Source organism: Proteus terrae, from assembly GCF_003144325.1.
GTDB lineage: Bacteria > Pseudomonadota > Gammaproteobacteria > Enterobacterales > Enterobacteriaceae > Proteus > Proteus terrae.
This window is the reverse complement of the sequence record NZ_PENS01000002.1, coordinates 40,941-58,049: the sequence shown is the minus strand read 5'-3', so window position 1 is coordinate 58,049 and position 17,109 is coordinate 40,941. Positions and strand designations below refer to the sequence as shown.

Sequence of the window (17,109 nt, the reverse complement as noted above, 5' to 3'; positions counted from 1 at the left end):
TAAAATAAGCCCTATAGAAATTTTATAGGAACATTTTATGAAAAAGATCATAGGTATTTATAAAGCACCTCGTCAACATTGGGTTGGCGATGGTTTTCATGTTCGCTCACTCTTTAGTTATGGTAATCATGGTAAATATTTAAACCCATTTTTACTTTTAGATAGAGCAGGGCCTACTGATTTTCCTGCATCTCAAGGACATAATCGTGGTGTCGGGGAACACCCTCATCGAGGATTTGAAACGGTCACTATCGTTTATAAAGGTGAAGTTGCACATCATGATTCAACGGGTGAAGGCGGTGTTATTGGTCCCGGAGATGTCCAATGGATGACTGCGGCATCGGGTATTTTGCATCAAGAATACCATTCTGATGCTTTTACCAAAGAAGGTGGTGTATTAGATATGGTGCAATTATGGGTTAATCTCCCATCAGATGCCAAATCAGCACCTGCTGGTTATCAATTACTGAAAGAAAGTGCGATCCCTGTATTGCCTTTATCTGATAATGCAGGGCAGCTTCGCGTTATTGCAGGGCATTATCACGATACGAAAGGCGCAGCAAAAACCTTTTCGCCTGTTGATGTATGGGATATTCAATTAAAGAGTGCAAAATCGACCACATTACTAACGAAAAAAGATCGTTATGTTGGTTTAGTGGTTTTACATGGCAGTGTTTATCTTGATAATCAAACCCAATTACAAACTGGCGATTTGGTTATTTTAGATAATGAAGGAGGCTCTGTTAATCTTGAAGCTATTGAAGATGCTGTTATCTTATATCTCAGTGGTGAGCCTATTAATGAACCTGTTGTAGGTTATGGCCCTTTTGTAATGAATAGCGAAGCACAAATCAGACAAGCCATTGATGATTTTAACCAAGGTAAATTTGGTCGTATACCTAACGAATAACGTTTTTATTTTATACAAAAACAATGAAATCAAACGGCTCCCTATTCTATTCGGAGCCGTTTTTATATCAATTTTACTCTTTCATTGGTGACATATTATCAGCAAGGTATTCCAACAAGACTTGGATTGCAGGTAATAGCCCTTTTCTTGATGGATAAACAGCATGAACCACATCTTTAGGAAAGCGCCAAGATGGCAATACCTCAATTAACTTGCCATCTTGTAACTCTTTTTCAACCACACTCAAGGGCAATCTTGTTATTCCCAATCCCTTTAATGTTGCTTTATAAAGAGTCAAAACATCGGTTGTGGCTAATTTAGGCGTAACATGTTGTGTAGAAACCGCACCATCTTCATGAGTGAGTGTGAGTGTATAATGCTGGGAATGTTCGCTATTTGCCAAAATGGGATAATCTGTAAGTTGTTCGGGGGAATTTGGGATCTCTCTCCCTTGAAATAACAATGGGCTAGCAACTAATACTCGCCGAGAATAACCTAGAATTTTCATTGTTAAACCTGAATCATCTAGCGGCAATGCTCTGACTCGTAATGCAAGATCAAGGCCTTCACTAATCACATCAACTGGGCGATTAATAGCTAATATCTGAATATTAATATCCGGATATTTTTCCATAAAATCGACCAAAATATCTTGAATATATATTTGTAATAATGCGACAGGACATGAGAGTTTAATTGTGCCATGAGGATGCCCTTGTGCTGAACAAATAACCTCTTCCGCAATCTCAGCTTCTGCAACCACATTTTTACATTGTTGATAAAAAGTTTGCCCAATTTTGGTGACATGAAATTGTCGCGTAGAACGATATATTAAAGAAACATTGAGCTTTTGTTCTAAATCAGCAATACGGCGACTCAGCTTAGATTTAGGTATTCCTAATGTTTCAGCCGCTTGAGAGAAACCACCAAACTCAACGACTTTCACAAAATAGTAGAGGTCATTTAAATCATACTTCATTGTGTATCACCCATTAGGTTATTTTACATATTAAGCTGAATTGTTTCAGTTATTGATGTTATGGAGAAAATAATTGTAATTACTATTTTCCATTATTCAACTTTTGTTAATAACATTATAATCACATAGGTTAATAAAATAAAGGCGATCTAAGATAATATCATAATTCAAAAAAAACCAATTAAATTAATATTACAAATGTGACATTGAATTAATTCACATACCATAATTTAATTTTATTACCACCTATCACTGAAATTTGTTTTTATTATTAAACTTTGATTGATTTAGTAAAATTTATTATAAAACATAAAGATAGATAATCACTTTGCATATTAATAACATCAAGTTACATAAAAAAACTTATTTTAAAAACAAGTTAATAAATAATTTTATTTTTATGACATTAATCAATGAATATTTAATAATATGTTAATAAGATCATCCTTAATAAAAATACTTATTAGTTTTACTTTTTACTTCCGATTATTTATTTAACCTGCAACCTAATGGAATAACCTAATGAACGAATTAACTCCATTACGACCCATACCTACATTAATCGCCGTTTCTATTACCCTTATTATCTGGTTTCTTATTCCCGTACCACAAGGTGTTGATCCCAATGCTTGGCACTTATTAGCACTCTTTGTTGGTACTATCGCCGCTATTATTGGTAAAGCTCTCCCTATCGGTGCTGTTTCTATTATTGCTATCGCATTAGTCGCTGTTACAGGGGTCACTAACCCTAACTCAACCAAAGCTGCTATCGGTGATGCATTAAGTGGATTTTCCAATGACCTTATCTGGTTAATTGGTATTTCCATTATGGTATCAATGAGTCTAAACAAGACCGGACTCGGTGCTCGAATTGGTTATTATTTTATTTCACTATTTGGCAAAAAAACCATTGGAATAGCCTATTCATTGGCTATTGCTGAAACAATATTAGCCCCAGTAACACCAAGTAATACCGCGCGTGGTGGTGGAATTATTCACCCGATTATGCGTTCAATATCAGACAGTTTTAACTCTAAAGCAGAAGATGGCACAAGTGGTAAAATAGGTCGTTATCTCTCTTTGGTGAACTACAATATAAATCCTATTACTTCTGCCATGTTTATTACAGCAACGGCTCCCAACCCACTCATTGTCAGTTTAATTATTAGTGAAACAGATCCCACACATGAGCTTAGTTGGTCGATGTGGGCAATTGCGGCTTTTGTACCCGCTATCGTTTCATTAATTTTAATGCCTATTGTTATCTATCTACTTTATAAACCTGAAATAACCAGCACTCCTAATGCACCTCATTTCGCTAAAGAGCGTTTAGCACAACTAGGGCCTATTTCATTACCTGAAAAAATAACGCTTGCCGTCTTCGCCTTATTATTAATTATGTGGGCTGGTGTTCCTGCATTGTTATTTGGTGATGGATTTAGCGTTAATGCGACGACTGCGGCATTTATTGGCTTATCTATTTTATTATGTACAGGCGTTTTAAATTGGGATGATATTTTAAAAAATAAAGGTGCATGGGATACCGTAGTTTGGTTCTCTGCATTAGTAATGATGGCATCCTTCTTAGGAAAATTAGGACTAATTAAATGGTTGTCACTCAGTGTAGGGGCAAGTATTGATAGCATGGGAATAAGTTGGGTCAGTGGCATGATATTACTGGTACTAATTTATGTTTATTCTCACTATTTCTTTGCCAGTACTACCGCCCATATTACTGCAATGTTTGCCGCTTTCTATGCCGCAGGCTTAGCCCTTGGCGCACCACCAATGTTATTAGGGCTTATTTTAGCATTCTCATCTTCATTAATGATGTCATTAACCCATTATGGTACAGGTACTGCTCCCATTATTTTTGGTTCAGGTTACGCCACATTGGGCGAATGGTGGAAAACAGGATTCGTGATGAGTGTAGTTAACCTTATCGTTTGGATAACCCTTGGTAGCATATGGTGGAAAGTACTGGGATATTGGTAAGGTTTAAAAATAGCCTTAAATAAAACAAATACAAGATGCCTAGCTTATTGTTAGGCATCTTATAAAGTTAACGCCAGATATCGTTACTTACAATAATTGACTCTGATTGATAATGACTTTTTTTATTCTCTATTTTGTCTTTCTCAACGGTATGTTGAACGCCATCAAAAAAGTAATTTAAATCGACATCAAAAAGATAGGATAATATATAAATACTTTCTGCATGGATGTTTGACTCACCATTTTCAAAACGAGATTGATGTTGCTGGCTTATTCCCAATAAAGCACCAAACTCACTGCCACTCATACTGTGTGTTATTCTTAATTCTCTAATTTTAGCGCCAACTAATCTTGATATTTTTTTATTCATAACATCTCCAAAAAATAAAATTGATAATATCAAAAACACACTCATTAATTATTCATACAAAATATTTACCGTAGCAATTGAGTTAGCACTTCCTGGTGTTATAGTGCTTCCTGTTTTTATATAGCGCGCTTTCCAACCAAAAATATAATCGCCAGATGCAACCTGATTTTGCAAACTATTTTTAGTATTTAATTTAATAGGATTATTATTTTTATCTAATAACTGAATCCCAATTCCTGTTGCTGCATTTGTACCCGATAACTTTAATTTACCTGTATTTATATCAATATATCCAGCACTACTCGTTACAGTGGCTTTAATATTAGTTCCTGCAGCACAACTTAGCGTAATAGGAATATCAATATTTTTACTTACATCGCCAATATTTTTAAATTGGGTATCATACCAAGTGCCCATATTAACATTATAACTCGATGATTTAGTTGTACATTTTAAGGAATTTACTCTTATTGCATTTAACGGTAAATATAATGATGATATATTCCAAGTACTATTTCTAGGTAATGTGTTATTTTGTACAACTTTAGCCAGCATTCCCCAATTTACACTTCCTGATTCAGTAACTCTACCTGTTTTTAATATTTTAACAGTCCAGTATGGATTTATTATTGTATAATGATTATTTGATGGATCTATTATATTATTGTGAGTTAAATTTAATAATCCTAATTCATGTAGTTTAACTTGTATACCAATACCCGGAATATTGGTCTGCACTATTTTATTAGCATTAGGTACCCAACCATTAATATAAGTACCTACTATTATTGAATTACCACATTTTCCATCGTTACCAGAAAATGTATTTATAGGTCCATTTTTATAATTTATACGAAATTCATCTAATACACGTGTCCCCATATCATCATATTGAATTGAATAAACTCTATTCGGTATATCCACTCTAATATTTCTTAGATTCGGGTTTTGAATACAAGCGGAAAAAGCATATGTAGAATAAAATAAGCTCCCACTTAATAAAAAAATAGACTTAATGCTTATATGGCGCATTTTTATCTCCTAATTTATCTATTATTTTAGTTTTCATCTCTTTTTGTTCTTCTTCATCTAAAATAAAAAATTGGCTTAAACAAATATCAAAAGCACGAGCATATTGATAAAGTCTATCCAAACTAACTCTATTAATACCTCGTTCATATCTTGATTGCTGTTGTTGACTGATACCAATTATTTCCGCCAGCTCACTTAAAGTGTACCCATTCATAACTCTATAATAAGCTATTTTTTTTCCAATCATTTTTGAGGCAGGATAAATATGACTCATTTTTATTTCCTTTATTATTCGTTAATTATAAAGAAGTGTAAGTTCAAGATGACTTTTAAATGAACCCACAGTGATATTACTTCCATAACCTATAATTCTTGCCGATAAAGGAAATTCAGCATTGTGTGTCTGCTGATTAATGTTCACTATTAATTTTTCATTGTTTTTTATAATGTTTTTATTTAATTGAGTCGCAATATTTAATGCCGTGTTTTTTGCTGTACCACTATTAATAAAATATTCTGGATAATTAGGATCAACAGTTCCTTTTAAGGTCATTGTGACTTTATTCGTTGTTATTGGGCAATTTTTCAACCTTATAGAAAAATCAACCCAATCTGATTTTTGATTATTTTTAATATTTCTAATATTTATTTTGTTAAGATCAATTAAATAATTTTTTGTTTCTAATTCACAAGGTGATGCAATCACAGAGCCATAAACATTAATATTAACAACACTTGCTACTGCAAAAGGAGAACATAAAAATAATAGGGATAATGGTATGATTTTATACATAATATTCTGCCTCTACCTATAGACTATGGTTGCTGTAATTTTTGCAGATACCGTACCTGGAGTGGCATTTCCAAGCTTACTAAATGCCCGTGTTCTTAAAGGAATATTCACTGATGACTGACCATTAACCGCGATATACAGTGATTTTTGATTACCTAATGGTATTAATCCATTACTATTTTCATTCTGCAATTGCACAGCAATATTCTTTGCAGTTCCTTCATTTTTATATAAATTATTGACATCAGCATTATCTGGTGTACCAGTAAATGTTAGCTTTACTTGATTTATTGTGGGTGAACAATCAATTAATTTAATCGTAAAATTATTCCACACCGAACTCGAATTTGTTGTCTTAAATAAATTTGCAGGCATTTCCTTTAAATCAATATTAATATTATTTCCTCCAGAAATATTACAAGTTGCTGCTCTAATATTTCCAGAAAAATTAACAGTAACCGTATTCCCTGCGAGTAAAGGAAAACTTATTATTACACTGGTTATTAAAATAAAAAATCTTATTAATATAGTCATTTCACTTTCCTACGCGTAGCAAATATCGACAGCTATAAAAGAAATAACTGGGTTTAATATATTAAATTTAATGCTATTTAAATTTACTACTGACAAGTCACACTGATTTTATAGAGTCCTAAATAATCAAGAACACCTGATAAATCATAATTTACATGACATGTTTCATTGTTGTATTTAATAGTTAAGTTTCCGCGTTGCTCTAACCCCGATAAATAAACCTCTCCATCATTACCAACAATACTATTCAATTGGCTGTTATCTTTAAAAATAACTTGAGCACCAAATGGAACTGGTTTTTTATTTGCAAGATTAATCGTCATCAATACGCGATAACCCACGTTAGCAGAAAAATCAGCTTTGACTAAAGCACCTCGACTAGGCGAAACCGTTTGGCTAGTCAATTCCATTTCTGTATTTTCAGGCAGCATTAATGTATCAATTTCTAAGGTATTCTTGCGATACGGTGTAACATAAGGCACTAATGCATAACCCATACTATTAGTTTTGACACCCGCTTGGTTTAGTATCGCAACATCACCTGCATTAGGAATATCAACAATTGCAGACGTTTCACCCAGTTGTTGTCCAATGACTATTCCTCCAGAGTGAGCAACTACGCTACCATTGACCCCATAATAAAGATTATGGTTGTCTTTGCTATAACTATATCCCCCCGTAATATCACCTAGTTGACCTTTATAGGATGCATTGATATTTCCAGAAGATCCTTGATCTTGATTGGTAAATCCCTGTTGTGCACTCCAATTTAATCTATTATTGAGTTGAGATGCAGAAATTCCGACACTTCCAGTACTTGCATTATTACTACTACTATTTGTATTAAAGTTATAATAAAAAGTATCGTCAAAAACACTAAAAGGCACACTCACCGAAAATGCAAATAAATGTTCGTTTTCACTTTGTGTTTTCTCGCCTGAAATATAAGAGTAACGATTTGTATTCTTATTATAAGTATAATTCATTCCATAGCTGATCCCTTGCCAACTATTGTTATAACCTAACGTAGCAGACTGTGTCTTTTTATTACTATTCCAATAATCTTCTTTTATATAGCCAATTGCTAAAGAACCATTCCCTTCACCTAGATTTTGGTTAATCGTAATTTCAGCACGATTACGACGACGTTCAACTTCAGGAATATAATTAGTACGTCGGAAACTATCAAAGACTTCTGATAAGCTATAAAAGCCGTTTGTAGAATAACGATAACCTGCTAATGCTATATTAGTTCCTATATTATTCAGATTTTTATTATATCTAAAACGATAAGATTGACCTTGTTGCTTAGTACCATTATTAAAGGTTGAGTTTGCATGTGTGATATCGACAGAAATTGCACCAAAAACACCTAAGTTTTTTCCTGCACCTAAAGAATAAGATTGATAGTCTTGGCTTAATTGGCTACCACCATAAGTTGTCACTCCATAAGGTAGGCCATAAATTAATGTAAATTGCCCAAACTTAGTTTTATCCACATTCTTATCATAAGAGCGATATTCACCTCCCGTCACACTATAAGATAAATAGCCTTCACGCTGCAAAACAGGCAAAGAAGCAAATGGTACGATTTGATGCTGTTCACTCCCATTAGATTCTTTTATTGTGACGTATAAATCCCCACTACTCCCTGTGGGATATAAATCATTAATCTCAAAAGGTCCTGCGGCGACTTCTGTCTGATAAATAATATATCCATTTTGCTTAATAGTAATTTGGGCATTACTGCGCGCAATACCTCTAATAACTGGAGCATAACCTCTTAAACTTTCTGGATACATATCATCATCTGTTGATAATTGAGCACCTCTAAATGGCACACTATCAAAAATAGCAGACGGAGAAACACCATCACCTAACATTAATTGGCTTTTTATCTTATTTATATTACGCGATAAATAAGTATAAACAGTATTCCACTTTCCTGATTGATTATCTGAATTTGACCAGGTGGTATAATTACGCAATCGCCACGGTCCAAAGTTCAACCCAGGTCTTAAATTTATATAATGAGATGTTTCACTTGAGTTATTATCTTTACGATCGTAATTTTTCGACCCACTGTAACTATAATTAAGTAAAAGTGCAGTGATACCATTATCTATCTTATTTAAATCTAAATACCCTCGCGGATACTTAGATAAAGCAATTTGAGGAATACTCAAATATAATCTTTGAGAATCAAACTCTAATTCATTTTTAGCATCAGGTATCGCAGATAAATTCACACAGCTATCAGCCATTGTATATAGCTTTGGGTAATCCTTTGTTTTAACACCAAAATCATTAAGATCATCAATTGATAAACATGGAATAAGTTGATTGTCTTTATTTTTTTCAAATCTAATATTTTTAGTTAGGATCAAATTAGTATTTACATAGACATCAACGTAATAATTTCCCGCTAATTGCTGGTTATTTTCGAAAGGAGATAAATCGATGCTCTCTTTATCCGATGACTCAAGGAAATCAGGATCAAAATAGATATTATCTGATTTGTCGTTTTCCGCATATAATAAAGCCGTATAGCCCAAATATAAAATTAGGCTAATACATATCTTGCTAATTTTCATATTAAAACCTAAATTTATAATTTATTATATTTTAACTTCTGATAAATTTACGCTAGCACCATAGTCATTAATAACTTCCCAGCTTATCGTGCCATGTTCATTACTATCATTTATATCAAATGATTTTTTTGAAAAAGGTTCAACATAAGAAACATCATTTACTGACTTCCCATTAAAATTAATCATCTGGAAATTAAAATAATAGGGTGTTGGATTATTCACACTGATTTTATTTCCAACTTTTGACCATATTAATTTTTTCTGCTCTTCCTCAAAATTCACTTTTTTTAAATTTTCAGGTCGGTAAATTAATTTCATTTGAGTCTTAAAAGCAATCTGCAATGAATTTTCTGTTTTTTCTGTAGCAGGTATTGTTTTTATATTTAGCCAAAATAGAGACTCTTTATCATTAGGCAAATTCCCTTCAGTTAAAAAAATCCTCAGCGTATTCGCCTTATCTGGATTTAATCTAAATAAAGGTGGAGTAATAGTAAATTTTGACTGTTTATTTTCATTAACATCATCTATCCAAGACTGGATCAAATAGGGGATTTTATCTGGATTTTCAACATTAATACTAACGTTTTTATTCCCTTCTGTATAAATAACTCTAGTTCCGCCAATAATAACACCAGCAGAAGATTGATTAATAAAAAAAAGAATAGAAATTAAAAAGACAATAATAGACTTCATATTATCACCACTGTATTTTTATAATAAGGTTCAAGTCCTTTTAAACCTTAATTTATATTTAATCTTATTTAGTTATAGTTAATAGTAAATGTTGCATTACCATTTGCTAAACCCGCAGTAACAGAATCTGTTTTAGCAATATAACGAGCTCTAAAATCTAAATTATTTTCAATATTTTCTTTTAATGGATAGGCTTTAGATGCTGTAAACAAAGGTACTACAACATTTGCATCATCCGTAATTTGAATACCCACTCCAGTTGCTACACCCGACTCTTTTTTCAGGGCAATAACACTGTCATCACCTACATATGAATCTGCGTCAAATTTAACAGATGCAGTGGTCACTGTTTTAGGACAATTAATTAATTTAATTGTGAATTTTGTCGCTGCAGCAGTACTTCCTGTACTTGGTAATGCTTTTTTAGAGACGGTACCTAAATTAACTTTTAAAGCATCAGAACCCGCCGCTAATTCACATGCGTTATCTATAATTTCCCCTGTAAAATCAATAGTACCATCCGCTGCTAACGCATTATTAGTGACAAAGATAGTCGTTGCAGCAATTAATGTTGCAAGTAAATTTTTTCTCATTTTTTTCTCCGATTAATTTTTATTAATAAAACCAAATTAATTAAAAAATACTTAATTAACTCAGTATGTGAGTATTATCTAATTGTTTTTTACAATAAACAAGTTTTGGTTATAGCGGTATAATATTCATAATTTTTATTTAAATCAGGATTTAAAACCAAGAGGACTCTTTATTAGTTAATCAATGAAGTTTATTTTTAATTATTTTAAATTTTCATATATTGATACAACATTGTTAAATCAAAATAAAATTTAAATACTATTTTTCATTAATAAATAATTTTTTATTTTATTTTATAACGCATATGGTGTGAATGAAAAAAAGCATTATTTCCTCTTAATAATAAAAGCTACTTTTTATTCCATTTGATTAAAATAACTTCTTAACGTGTTATTTTTGAACAAATTTAGTCTTAACCTATCAGTTACAAATTGAATAAAAATATTATTTATAAAAAATATGATTTTTTTATAGACAAAAAAAGAGCAAGGTTTCCCTTGCTCTGATTTAATATCGGAGTATTTTTTAGATAATTATATACATTAATTTACTACGATTAATTTAAAAACCACTACTTATTAATCTTAATCAGCGACATTCTTGTCTGGCATATAAGAGCCAATATTATAGGCTTCTAATTTTGGTGCTTTGTCAGAATTAAGATCAAAATTAAATATCGTTATTGTGCCCGGTGTTGCAGGTAATAAAAACTCAGGCGACAAATTTAAGAATACTTTGCAGGCGGCACGAATAACACCACTATGCACAACCGCTAATAAATCGCTATCTTCTTTATGCACCCATCCTTGTAATGCCGCACCAATGCGATCGCAAAAATCAAACCAATTTTCGCCTTTAGGTGGCGTATATGTTCCTGCTCGCCAATTTTTGTATTTATCTGCATGGTGTCTTATGAGTTCTGGCTTTCGTTGTCCCGTCCACTCTCCCATATTTAACTCACGTAATAATGGCTCTTTAACTGCTTCAGGATGACCAACAATTTCTGCAGTTTGTACTGTTCGCCCTAAATCTGACGTAATAATCCTTGCAGGTGATAACAATTTAATACTCTCTTTTATCGCCATTGCTTGATTAATTCCTTTTGGTGATAAACAAGAATTAGCATGTCCTTGTAAACGTGATTCCATATTCCATAAGGTTTCACCATGTCTTAATAAAATTAGTCTCATTATTATTCCTTAATTTAATGGTTTAAAGACCATATCCAAGAATTTGGAACCAAGTAAATATCGCAATAGAAATTACCGATGCACCAACAAAACAAGTAATTAATCCATATTTCATTTGCTCTAACACACTAAAGTAGCCGCTTGAGAAATAGATAGTATTTACTTTCGAATGTGGTGGTAAGGTAATGGTATAAGTCAGTGTAAATGACGCAGCTAATGCCAATGTAACCGGATCCATGCCCAATGTTTTAGCAAGTGCAATAATGGCTGGAATTAAGATGGTTGTTTTTACTGTTTTACTGGTAAAAATTAAATGGCTATACATGCAGATAAAGACAACCACAATATAAACCATTGTAGTGCTCATATTTTCTAGCCCAAGCCCATAAACCATTTTACCAATTAGCCATTGTGCTCCTTCTGTAGATTCTAAGGTGTTACCAGCCGCATAAGCACCTGCTGCAAATATCATTAGATCCCATTTGATATTGGCTTCATTCCACGTTAATAAACCAATACGAGGCATCAGGCAAAGAATGGCAGCAATAACAGCGGTCATATAAACGCTAATCTTGAAGCCAAACATATCCTGGTGATAGCTTTCTGTTGCCCATAAGAACACCGCCATTAAAAAGATATACATGGCTTTTTTCTCATTCTTAGTAAGCGCACCAAGCTGAGAGCGTTCTTGTTTTAATTTTCCCAGTGAACCTTCAAAATCCACCTCACCTTTGAAGGAAAATAATTTTAATCCAATAAAAAAGGAGATAGTCATGCCAACAATTGCCAATGGGAAAGAAGCAATTAGCCAATCCATATAACCAATAGAACCGCCAGCTTGTGAATTAATAAATCCAACCGCAATTATATTGGCAGCAGTTCCTGTCATAACACCGGATGTTGCTAAAGCATCAGCCTGTACCCCTTGCAACATCATTAATTTCCCGTAATTGCTTTTTCCTGGGATCGCCTTATGTATCTCTAATAAGATCATACAAATAGGCACCATTAATGTTGCGCGTGCAGTCGTCGAAGGAACAAAGAAAACTAAACTGAAGTTAATTAAAATAAGAACAAATAACGCTTTTTTGGGTGTTTGCCCAAATTTGGTGATCATCCATAAAGCAAAGCGTCTGGCAATATTCGATTTGATCATGGCGGACGTTAAAACAAATGCTGAAACCATCAGCCAAATAACGTCATAACCTAATGTACCGAAAACCACTTTCTCTTTTGCGACAGTTCCCGTTATTGGAAGTAAAACAATAACGAGCATTGAGGTTAAATAAATGGGTAAAGAACCACACACCCATAAAATTAACGCAGCACAAAAAATAGCAATGGCTTTTTGCCCTTCAATACTTAATCCATCTGGTGTTGGCATAAAAAATAAAACGAGCAATACCAATAAAGCTAAAGGTATTCCTATGGTTTTTAAGGTTATTTTCTTACCGTTTTGTTTTGGTGATGATGGCGCTGGTTTAGCGATGTCATCTCGCTTCGCAGTCTTTTCCATAACCGATTCCTCTTAATGTGTAGGGTAGGAAGTCCAGTATAGAAATATTGAGGTATAAAGATAATTGTATTAATATATTATAACTATAAAAATAATTTATGGTGTTAATATGAATTTAAGCCAACTTGATGCTTTTTTACTACTAGCCAACGGTTTTAATGTTACTGAAACCGCAGAACGCCTATTCTGCACTCAACCCAGTGTAAGTATTAAAATCAGAAAACTAGAAGAAGAGTTGCAAACAACATTGTTTGAAAGGATCAATAATCGGCTTTATTTAACTCCCCAAGGTAAGGTTTATCAACAGTACGCAACTCAGATTATTAATTTGGTAAAATCCTCTTCTGAGCATATGCGACAATTTGATGATCCCTCTAAAGGTGAAATTAAGTTTGGCGCTAGCCATTTTGTTGGCGTTTACCTATTACCTCAAATTATGGCGCAGTTTAGAGAGCAATATCCTGATGTGAAATTAAGTATGGATATTTCAAGTTCAACCCAACTTATCCGTAAGCTTGATACCCAAGAATTAGAATTTTTGATCATGTCAGATCATATCTATTTAGATCCGACGGAATATCATCTTGATACCTTTCTTATCGATCCCTTAGTGCTTATTTGTTCACCTGAACATTGGTTGGCAAAAAATAAACATTGTAGATTTTCTGATATTGCATCAGAAGTTTTTCTGATCAAACCCGAGCACTCTGCTACTCGTGATTTTTTATTAGATAGGATCCAAGAAAATAATAAAGAACTCAAAAATGTGATGGAAATAAATAGCTTAGAAGGAATAAAACAGGGTGTTATTCATGGTTTAGGGATCTCAATTTTATCTCGTTTGTCTATCATGCAAGAATTAAAATCTGGTCTTCTATGTGAAATTGCATTTGATGATATTCAATTTAGCCGAGGTATTCGTTACTTTTACCATAAAGAAAAATATATCTCTCCAGCCACTAAGAATTTTTTATCTGTTTTACAATCTCAAGCTCAAATTTTAACGAAAGATATCAATAAATAAATTTAGTAGCTAAATTTCTAGCCCTATTATTTTAAGGATATCAGCGTATCAATATCCTCATTAAATCGTTATCATACTCGCGTTTATTTCTTTCTATTGTTTAAAAGGATTTTATGCGTAGAACACTCTCGTCTTATCACCCTATTCTTTATACGTTGAGAGTGGCGCAGCGTCGTTTATTTCGTTCTCTTAGCTGGTACTTTTCAGGTCGAAAATACAGCAAAGACGTTCAGCCAGAACAACGACTTTCTTACCGTTATCTAAAACATACATCTAAATTAATTAGTCGCCGTGGCGAAAGTGATATTCAATTACAATACAATAAAATAACGAATCTTAAATTAGTCGAAAAAGCGTTAGATGGCGTAGTGATAAAACCAGGTGAGTATTTCTCTTTTTGCTATTTAGTCGGTAAACCTAGCTATAAAAGAGGTTTTATTGATGGTATGCAACTCTCCTATGGCGAAGCACAAAAAGGTGTAGGCGGTGGAATTTGTCAGGCTAGTAATTTAATACATTGGTTAGCACTACACTCTGAATTAAAAGTGATTGAAAAGGCAAATCATAGTTTTGATCCTTTCCCTGATGAAGGCCGAGTACTCCCTTTTGGTTCCGGAGCTGCTATTTTTTATAACTATGTCGATTTAGTCTTATATAATCCAACGCCTTATGATTACCAAATTAGATTACATGTAGCTGAGCATCAGTTAGAAGGCGAACTCCTTTGTAGCGAAGCAAGGGAATATCGTTATCATATTTATGAGAAATCTTCTTCTTTTATCAAAAAAGGAGAGCATGTATATCGCTGTAATGAAATTTGGCGAGATATTTACACTAAGAACAATGTGGGTGCTTTTCCTCAATTAATTACATCAGAATTACTTTATGAAAATAGTGTGGTCGTGAAATATGATATTTCAAATGAGCAACTAAGTTAATTCACTTAAATATATATTTATTACTCAATTAAAATATTAATTTAATATTCTAATTTTATCTTTTTATTCTAAATAAATAATTATTTTTCTCTTAAAATTAAGAACGCCTTAAATCCGAGTGTTCTTTTTATCTTGAGATCATTGAGTTATCAAATAGAAGCCTTATCTATTTATTATGGTCAAAGAATGGTGATTATGTTTCTATTTAATAGGTCATATAATGATGATAAAAATTGATTATCCACAAAAATTAGAAGTTGGTGATATCGTATTTACGTGTATTGGTACCTCTTTATTTCGTCAAATTTCCTCAGCTTCTTTATGCTGGAGTAATCATGTTGGCATTATTATTGGTCATAATGGTGAGGATTATTTAGTTGCCGAAAGCCGAGTTCCGCTCTCAACCACAACCACATTAACCCGCTTTATTAACCGCTCTGCGGGCAAACGTTATGCAATACGCCGGCTATCAACACAACTCTCTGACGAACAAAAAAATGCACTTGTTGCACAAGTACCTGAAAGATTAAATAAGCTTTACCACACAGGTTTTAAATACGACTCTTCCCGCCAGTTTTGCTCTAAATTTGTTTTTGATATTTATAAATCAGCACTCTCTATTCGTGTAGGTGAAATAGAAACATTCCAAGAGTTATTAAGCAAAAATCCTAATGCCAAATTACAATTTTGGAAATTATGGTTTATTGGGCAAATACCGTGGGAAAGAACTACTGTCACTCCAGCTAGTTTATGGGAACATCCGCACCTATCTTTAGTTTATCAAAGTCATGAGAATATTAATTAATACAGTGTATTAGCATTATAAAAAATAGAGAAAACAATAGCATTTCTGATAATGTTTATTGATAAAAATCTGAATAAAACTCAAACCCTCTCTTTGTAATAGGGAGGTTTTTGGTGTAAAACTAAAAAAACAATGTTTTGTAAATATAACTTAATTACTATTCATCTATTATTCGTCATTTAGGGATCACCATGAAATACCAAGATGTTACGAAATCACCCTGTGAGAATGCTTATTTTTTAGTTTTTAACCTCACCCATTCACCTGAAAACCGCGATACACTGATCGATTTTTGTAATAATTTTTCTGGCCTGATACGTAGTATGAGAACACGTTTTCCTGAATTGGAAACAAGTTGTGTAATGGGATTCGGGGCAAATGCATGGACTACATTATTTCCCAATCAGCCTAAACCCAAAGAGCTAAATACCTTTAAAGAAATTAAAGGTGATACTTATACCGCGGTTTCAACTCCAGGCGATCTTTTTTTCCATATTCGAGCACTCAAAGTTTCAGCCTGTTACGAATTAGCATCTATCATCAGCCAAAAGCTAAAGAATATTGTTACGCCTGTCGATGAAGTACATGGATTTAGATATTTTGATGGGCGCTCTATTATTGGTTTTGTCGATGGAACTGAAAACCCAGAGTATGAAGATGAACGAGCTTCTTATGCCGTTATTGGTGATGAAGATCCTGAATTTGCAGGTGGTAGTTACGCCTTTGTACAAAAATATATTCACGATATGGAAGCATGGGAAAAACAGCCTCTTATCGAACAAGAAAAAGTCATTGGCAGACATAAATTCAATGATGTGGAATTAACCGATGAAGAAAAAGAGCCCGGTTCACACAATGTTGTCACCAATATTCAAGATGAGAACGGCGAAGATTTAAAAATTGTCAGAGCCAATATGCCTTTTTCCAATCCATCTAAAAATGAATATGGTACTTACTTTATTGGTTATGCACGTTATTTTTCAACAACTAATCGTATGTTAGAAAATATGTTTGCAGGTACACCTGAGGGCCATACGGATAAATTACTTAAATTCAGTACCCCTGTAACTGGTACATTATTCTTTGTTCCATCACCAGAATTTCTGGATGATCTCGTGTAATTTATTACAAGTAGATATATA

At 33.1% G+C, this 17,109-nt stretch carries 17 protein-coding genes; 6 read left to right on the top strand and 11 right to left on the bottom strand.

Annotated features, from left to right (window positions below):
* The first annotated feature begins 37 nt into the window (after nt 1–37).
* On the top strand, nt 38–910 hold the full coding sequence (locus DK857_RS02125; RefSeq protein WP_109401407.1) for a pirin family protein: 873 nt from the start codon (nt 38–40) through the stop codon (nt 908–910).
* A gap of 73 nt (nt 911–983) precedes the next feature.
* Here the strand turns inward: DK857_RS02125 and DK857_RS02120 are convergent, their stop codons facing one another.
* On the bottom strand, nt 984–1,889 hold the full coding sequence (locus DK857_RS02120) for a LysR substrate-binding domain-containing protein (protein WP_109401406.1): 906 nt from the start codon (nt 1,887–1,889) through the stop codon (nt 984–986).
* 522 nt (nt 1,890–2,411) lie between these two features.
* Here DK857_RS02120 and DK857_RS02115 point away from each other — a divergent pair.
* On the top strand, nt 2,412–3,884 hold the full coding sequence (locus DK857_RS02115; protein ID WP_109401405.1) for an anion permease: 1,473 nt from the start codon (nt 2,412–2,414) through the stop codon (nt 3,882–3,884).
* A gap of 67 nt (nt 3,885–3,951) precedes the next feature.
* On the opposite strand, the gene DK857_RS02110 is transcribed toward DK857_RS02115, so the two are convergent.
* From DK857_RS02110 to DK857_RS02065, 10 genes are all read right to left on the bottom strand, one after another.
* Nucleotides 3,952–4,254, bottom strand: coding sequence for a helix-turn-helix domain-containing protein (locus DK857_RS02110; protein ID WP_109401404.1), 303 nt, complete (start codon nt 4,252–4,254; stop codon nt 3,952–3,954).
* Nucleotides 4,255–4,302: 48 nt separating this feature from the next.
* Nucleotides 4,303–5,286, bottom strand: coding sequence for a fimbrial protein (locus DK857_RS02105; protein WP_109401403.1), 984 nt, complete (start codon nt 5,284–5,286; stop codon nt 4,303–4,305).
* Nucleotides 5,267–5,560 carry a helix-turn-helix domain-containing protein gene (locus tag DK857_RS02100; protein WP_109401402.1) on the bottom strand — a complete coding sequence of 98 codons (294 nt, stop codon included), beginning with the start codon at nt 5,558–5,560 and terminating at the stop codon, nt 5,267–5,269. Before DK857_RS02100 ends, DK857_RS02105 begins: the two co-directional genes overlap by 20 nt.
* A 21-nt stretch (nt 5,561–5,581) precedes the next feature.
* On the bottom strand, nt 5,582–6,079 hold the full coding sequence (locus tag DK857_RS02095) for a fimbrial protein (protein WP_109395423.1): 498 nt from the start codon (nt 6,077–6,079) through the stop codon (nt 5,582–5,584).
* Nucleotides 6,080–6,091: 12 nt separating this feature from the next.
* Nucleotides 6,092–6,613 (bottom strand): fimbrial protein, encoded by a 522-nt coding sequence (locus DK857_RS02090; RefSeq protein WP_109395424.1) that lies wholly within the window; start codon nt 6,611–6,613, stop codon nt 6,092–6,094.
* Nucleotides 6,614–6,699: 86 nt separating this feature from the next.
* On the bottom strand, nt 6,700–9,207 hold the full coding sequence (locus DK857_RS02085; protein ID WP_109401401.1) for a fimbria/pilus outer membrane usher protein: 2,508 nt from the start codon (nt 9,205–9,207) through the stop codon (nt 6,700–6,702).
* 24 nt (nt 9,208–9,231) lie between these two features.
* The gene (locus DK857_RS02080; RefSeq protein ID WP_109401400.1) at nt 9,232–9,900 is read right to left on the bottom strand and encodes a fimbrial biogenesis chaperone; all 669 of its coding nucleotides are present in this window, start codon (nt 9,898–9,900) and stop codon (nt 9,232–9,234) included.
* Nucleotides 9,901–9,968: 68 nt separating this feature from the next.
* Entirely contained in the window at nt 9,969–10,493 is a 525-nt protein-coding gene (locus DK857_RS02075) for a fimbrial protein (RefSeq protein WP_098942056.1), read from the bottom strand.
* Nucleotides 10,494–11,078: 585 nt separating this feature from the next.
* Nucleotides 11,079–11,684 carry a histidine phosphatase family protein gene (locus DK857_RS02070; RefSeq protein ID WP_075674356.1) on the bottom strand — a complete coding sequence of 202 codons (606 nt, stop codon included), beginning with the start codon at nt 11,682–11,684 and terminating at the stop codon, nt 11,079–11,081.
* Between the two features lie 22 nt (nt 11,685–11,706).
* Complete coding sequence (locus DK857_RS02065) at nt 11,707–13,200, bottom strand: SLC13 family permease (RefSeq protein ID WP_109395428.1); 1,494 nt, start codon at nt 13,198–13,200, stop codon at nt 11,707–11,709.
* Between the two features lie 109 nt (nt 13,201–13,309).
* On the opposite strand from DK857_RS02065, the gene DK857_RS02060 reads away from it, so the two are divergent.
* The 4 genes from DK857_RS02060 to DK857_RS02045 all read left to right on the top strand — a co-directional run bounded on the left by DK857_RS02060 (nt 13,310) and on the right by DK857_RS02045 (nt 17,088).
* Nucleotides 13,310–14,224 carry a LysR family transcriptional regulator gene (locus DK857_RS02060; protein ID WP_109395429.1) on the top strand — a complete coding sequence of 305 codons (915 nt, stop codon included), beginning with the start codon at nt 13,310–13,312 and terminating at the stop codon, nt 14,222–14,224.
* 113 nt (nt 14,225–14,337) lie between these two features.
* Nucleotides 14,338–15,162, top strand: a complete 825-nt coding sequence (locus DK857_RS02055; RefSeq protein ID WP_167392460.1) for a VanW family protein — start codon at nt 14,338–14,340, stop codon at nt 15,160–15,162.
* A 226-nt stretch (nt 15,163–15,388) separates the two neighbouring features.
* Nucleotides 15,389–15,967, top strand: coding sequence for a YebB family permuted papain-like enzyme (locus DK857_RS02050; protein WP_171455375.1), 579 nt, complete (start codon nt 15,389–15,391; stop codon nt 15,965–15,967).
* 191 nt (nt 15,968–16,158) lie between these two features.
* Nucleotides 16,159–17,088, top strand: coding sequence for a Dyp-type peroxidase (locus DK857_RS02045; RefSeq protein WP_109395430.1), 930 nt, complete (start codon nt 16,159–16,161; stop codon nt 17,086–17,088).
* Nucleotides 17,089–17,109: the final 21 nt, after the last annotated feature.

Bases quoted from the DNA above. Each gene is read 5' to 3' on its own strand.
- DK857_RS02075 (WP_098942056.1), bottom strand. From the start codon at position 10,493: ATGAGAAAAAATTTACTTGCAACATTAATTGCTGCAACGACTATCTTT.
- DK857_RS02115 (WP_109401405.1), top strand. From the start codon at position 2,412: ATGAACGAATTAACTCCATTACGACCCATACCTACATTAATCGCCGTT.
- DK857_RS02055 (WP_167392460.1), top strand. From the start codon at position 14,338: ATGCGTAGAACACTCTCGTCTTATCACCCTATTCTTTATACGTTGAGA.
- DK857_RS02100 (WP_109401402.1), bottom strand. From the start codon at position 5,560: ATGAGTCATATTTATCCTGCCTCAAAAATGATTGGAAAAAAAATAGCT.
- DK857_RS02090 (WP_109395424.1), bottom strand. From the start codon at position 6,613: ATGACTATATTAATAAGATTTTTTATTTTAATAACCAGTGTAATAATA.
- DK857_RS02120 (WP_109401406.1), bottom strand. From the start codon at position 1,889: ATGAAGTATGATTTAAATGACCTCTACTATTTTGTGAAAGTCGTTGAG.
- DK857_RS02045 (WP_109395430.1), top strand. From the start codon at position 16,159: ATGAAATACCAAGATGTTACGAAATCACCCTGTGAGAATGCTTATTTT.
- DK857_RS02105 (WP_109401403.1), bottom strand. From the start codon at position 5,286: ATGCGCCATATAAGCATTAAGTCTATTTTTTTATTAAGTGGGAGCTTA.
- DK857_RS02125 (WP_109401407.1), top strand. From the start codon at position 38: ATGAAAAAGATCATAGGTATTTATAAAGCACCTCGTCAACATTGGGTT.
- DK857_RS02070 (WP_075674356.1), bottom strand. From the start codon at position 11,684: ATGAGACTAATTTTATTAAGACATGGTGAAACCTTATGGAATATGGAA.
- DK857_RS02080 (WP_109401400.1), bottom strand. From the start codon at position 9,900: ATGAAGTCTATTATTGTCTTTTTAATTTCTATTCTTTTTTTTATTAAT.
- DK857_RS02060 (WP_109395429.1), top strand. From the start codon at position 13,310: ATGAATTTAAGCCAACTTGATGCTTTTTTACTACTAGCCAACGGTTTT.
- DK857_RS02110 (WP_109401404.1), bottom strand. From the start codon at position 4,254: ATGAATAAAAAAATATCAAGATTAGTTGGCGCTAAAATTAGAGAATTA.
- DK857_RS02095 (WP_109395423.1), bottom strand. From the start codon at position 6,079: ATGTATAAAATCATACCATTATCCCTATTATTTTTATGTTCTCCTTTT.
- DK857_RS02065 (WP_109395428.1), bottom strand. From the start codon at position 13,200: ATGGAAAAGACTGCGAAGCGAGATGACATCGCTAAACCAGCGCCATCA.
- DK857_RS02085 (WP_109401401.1), bottom strand. From the start codon at position 9,207: ATGAAAATTAGCAAGATATGTATTAGCCTAATTTTATATTTGGGCTAT.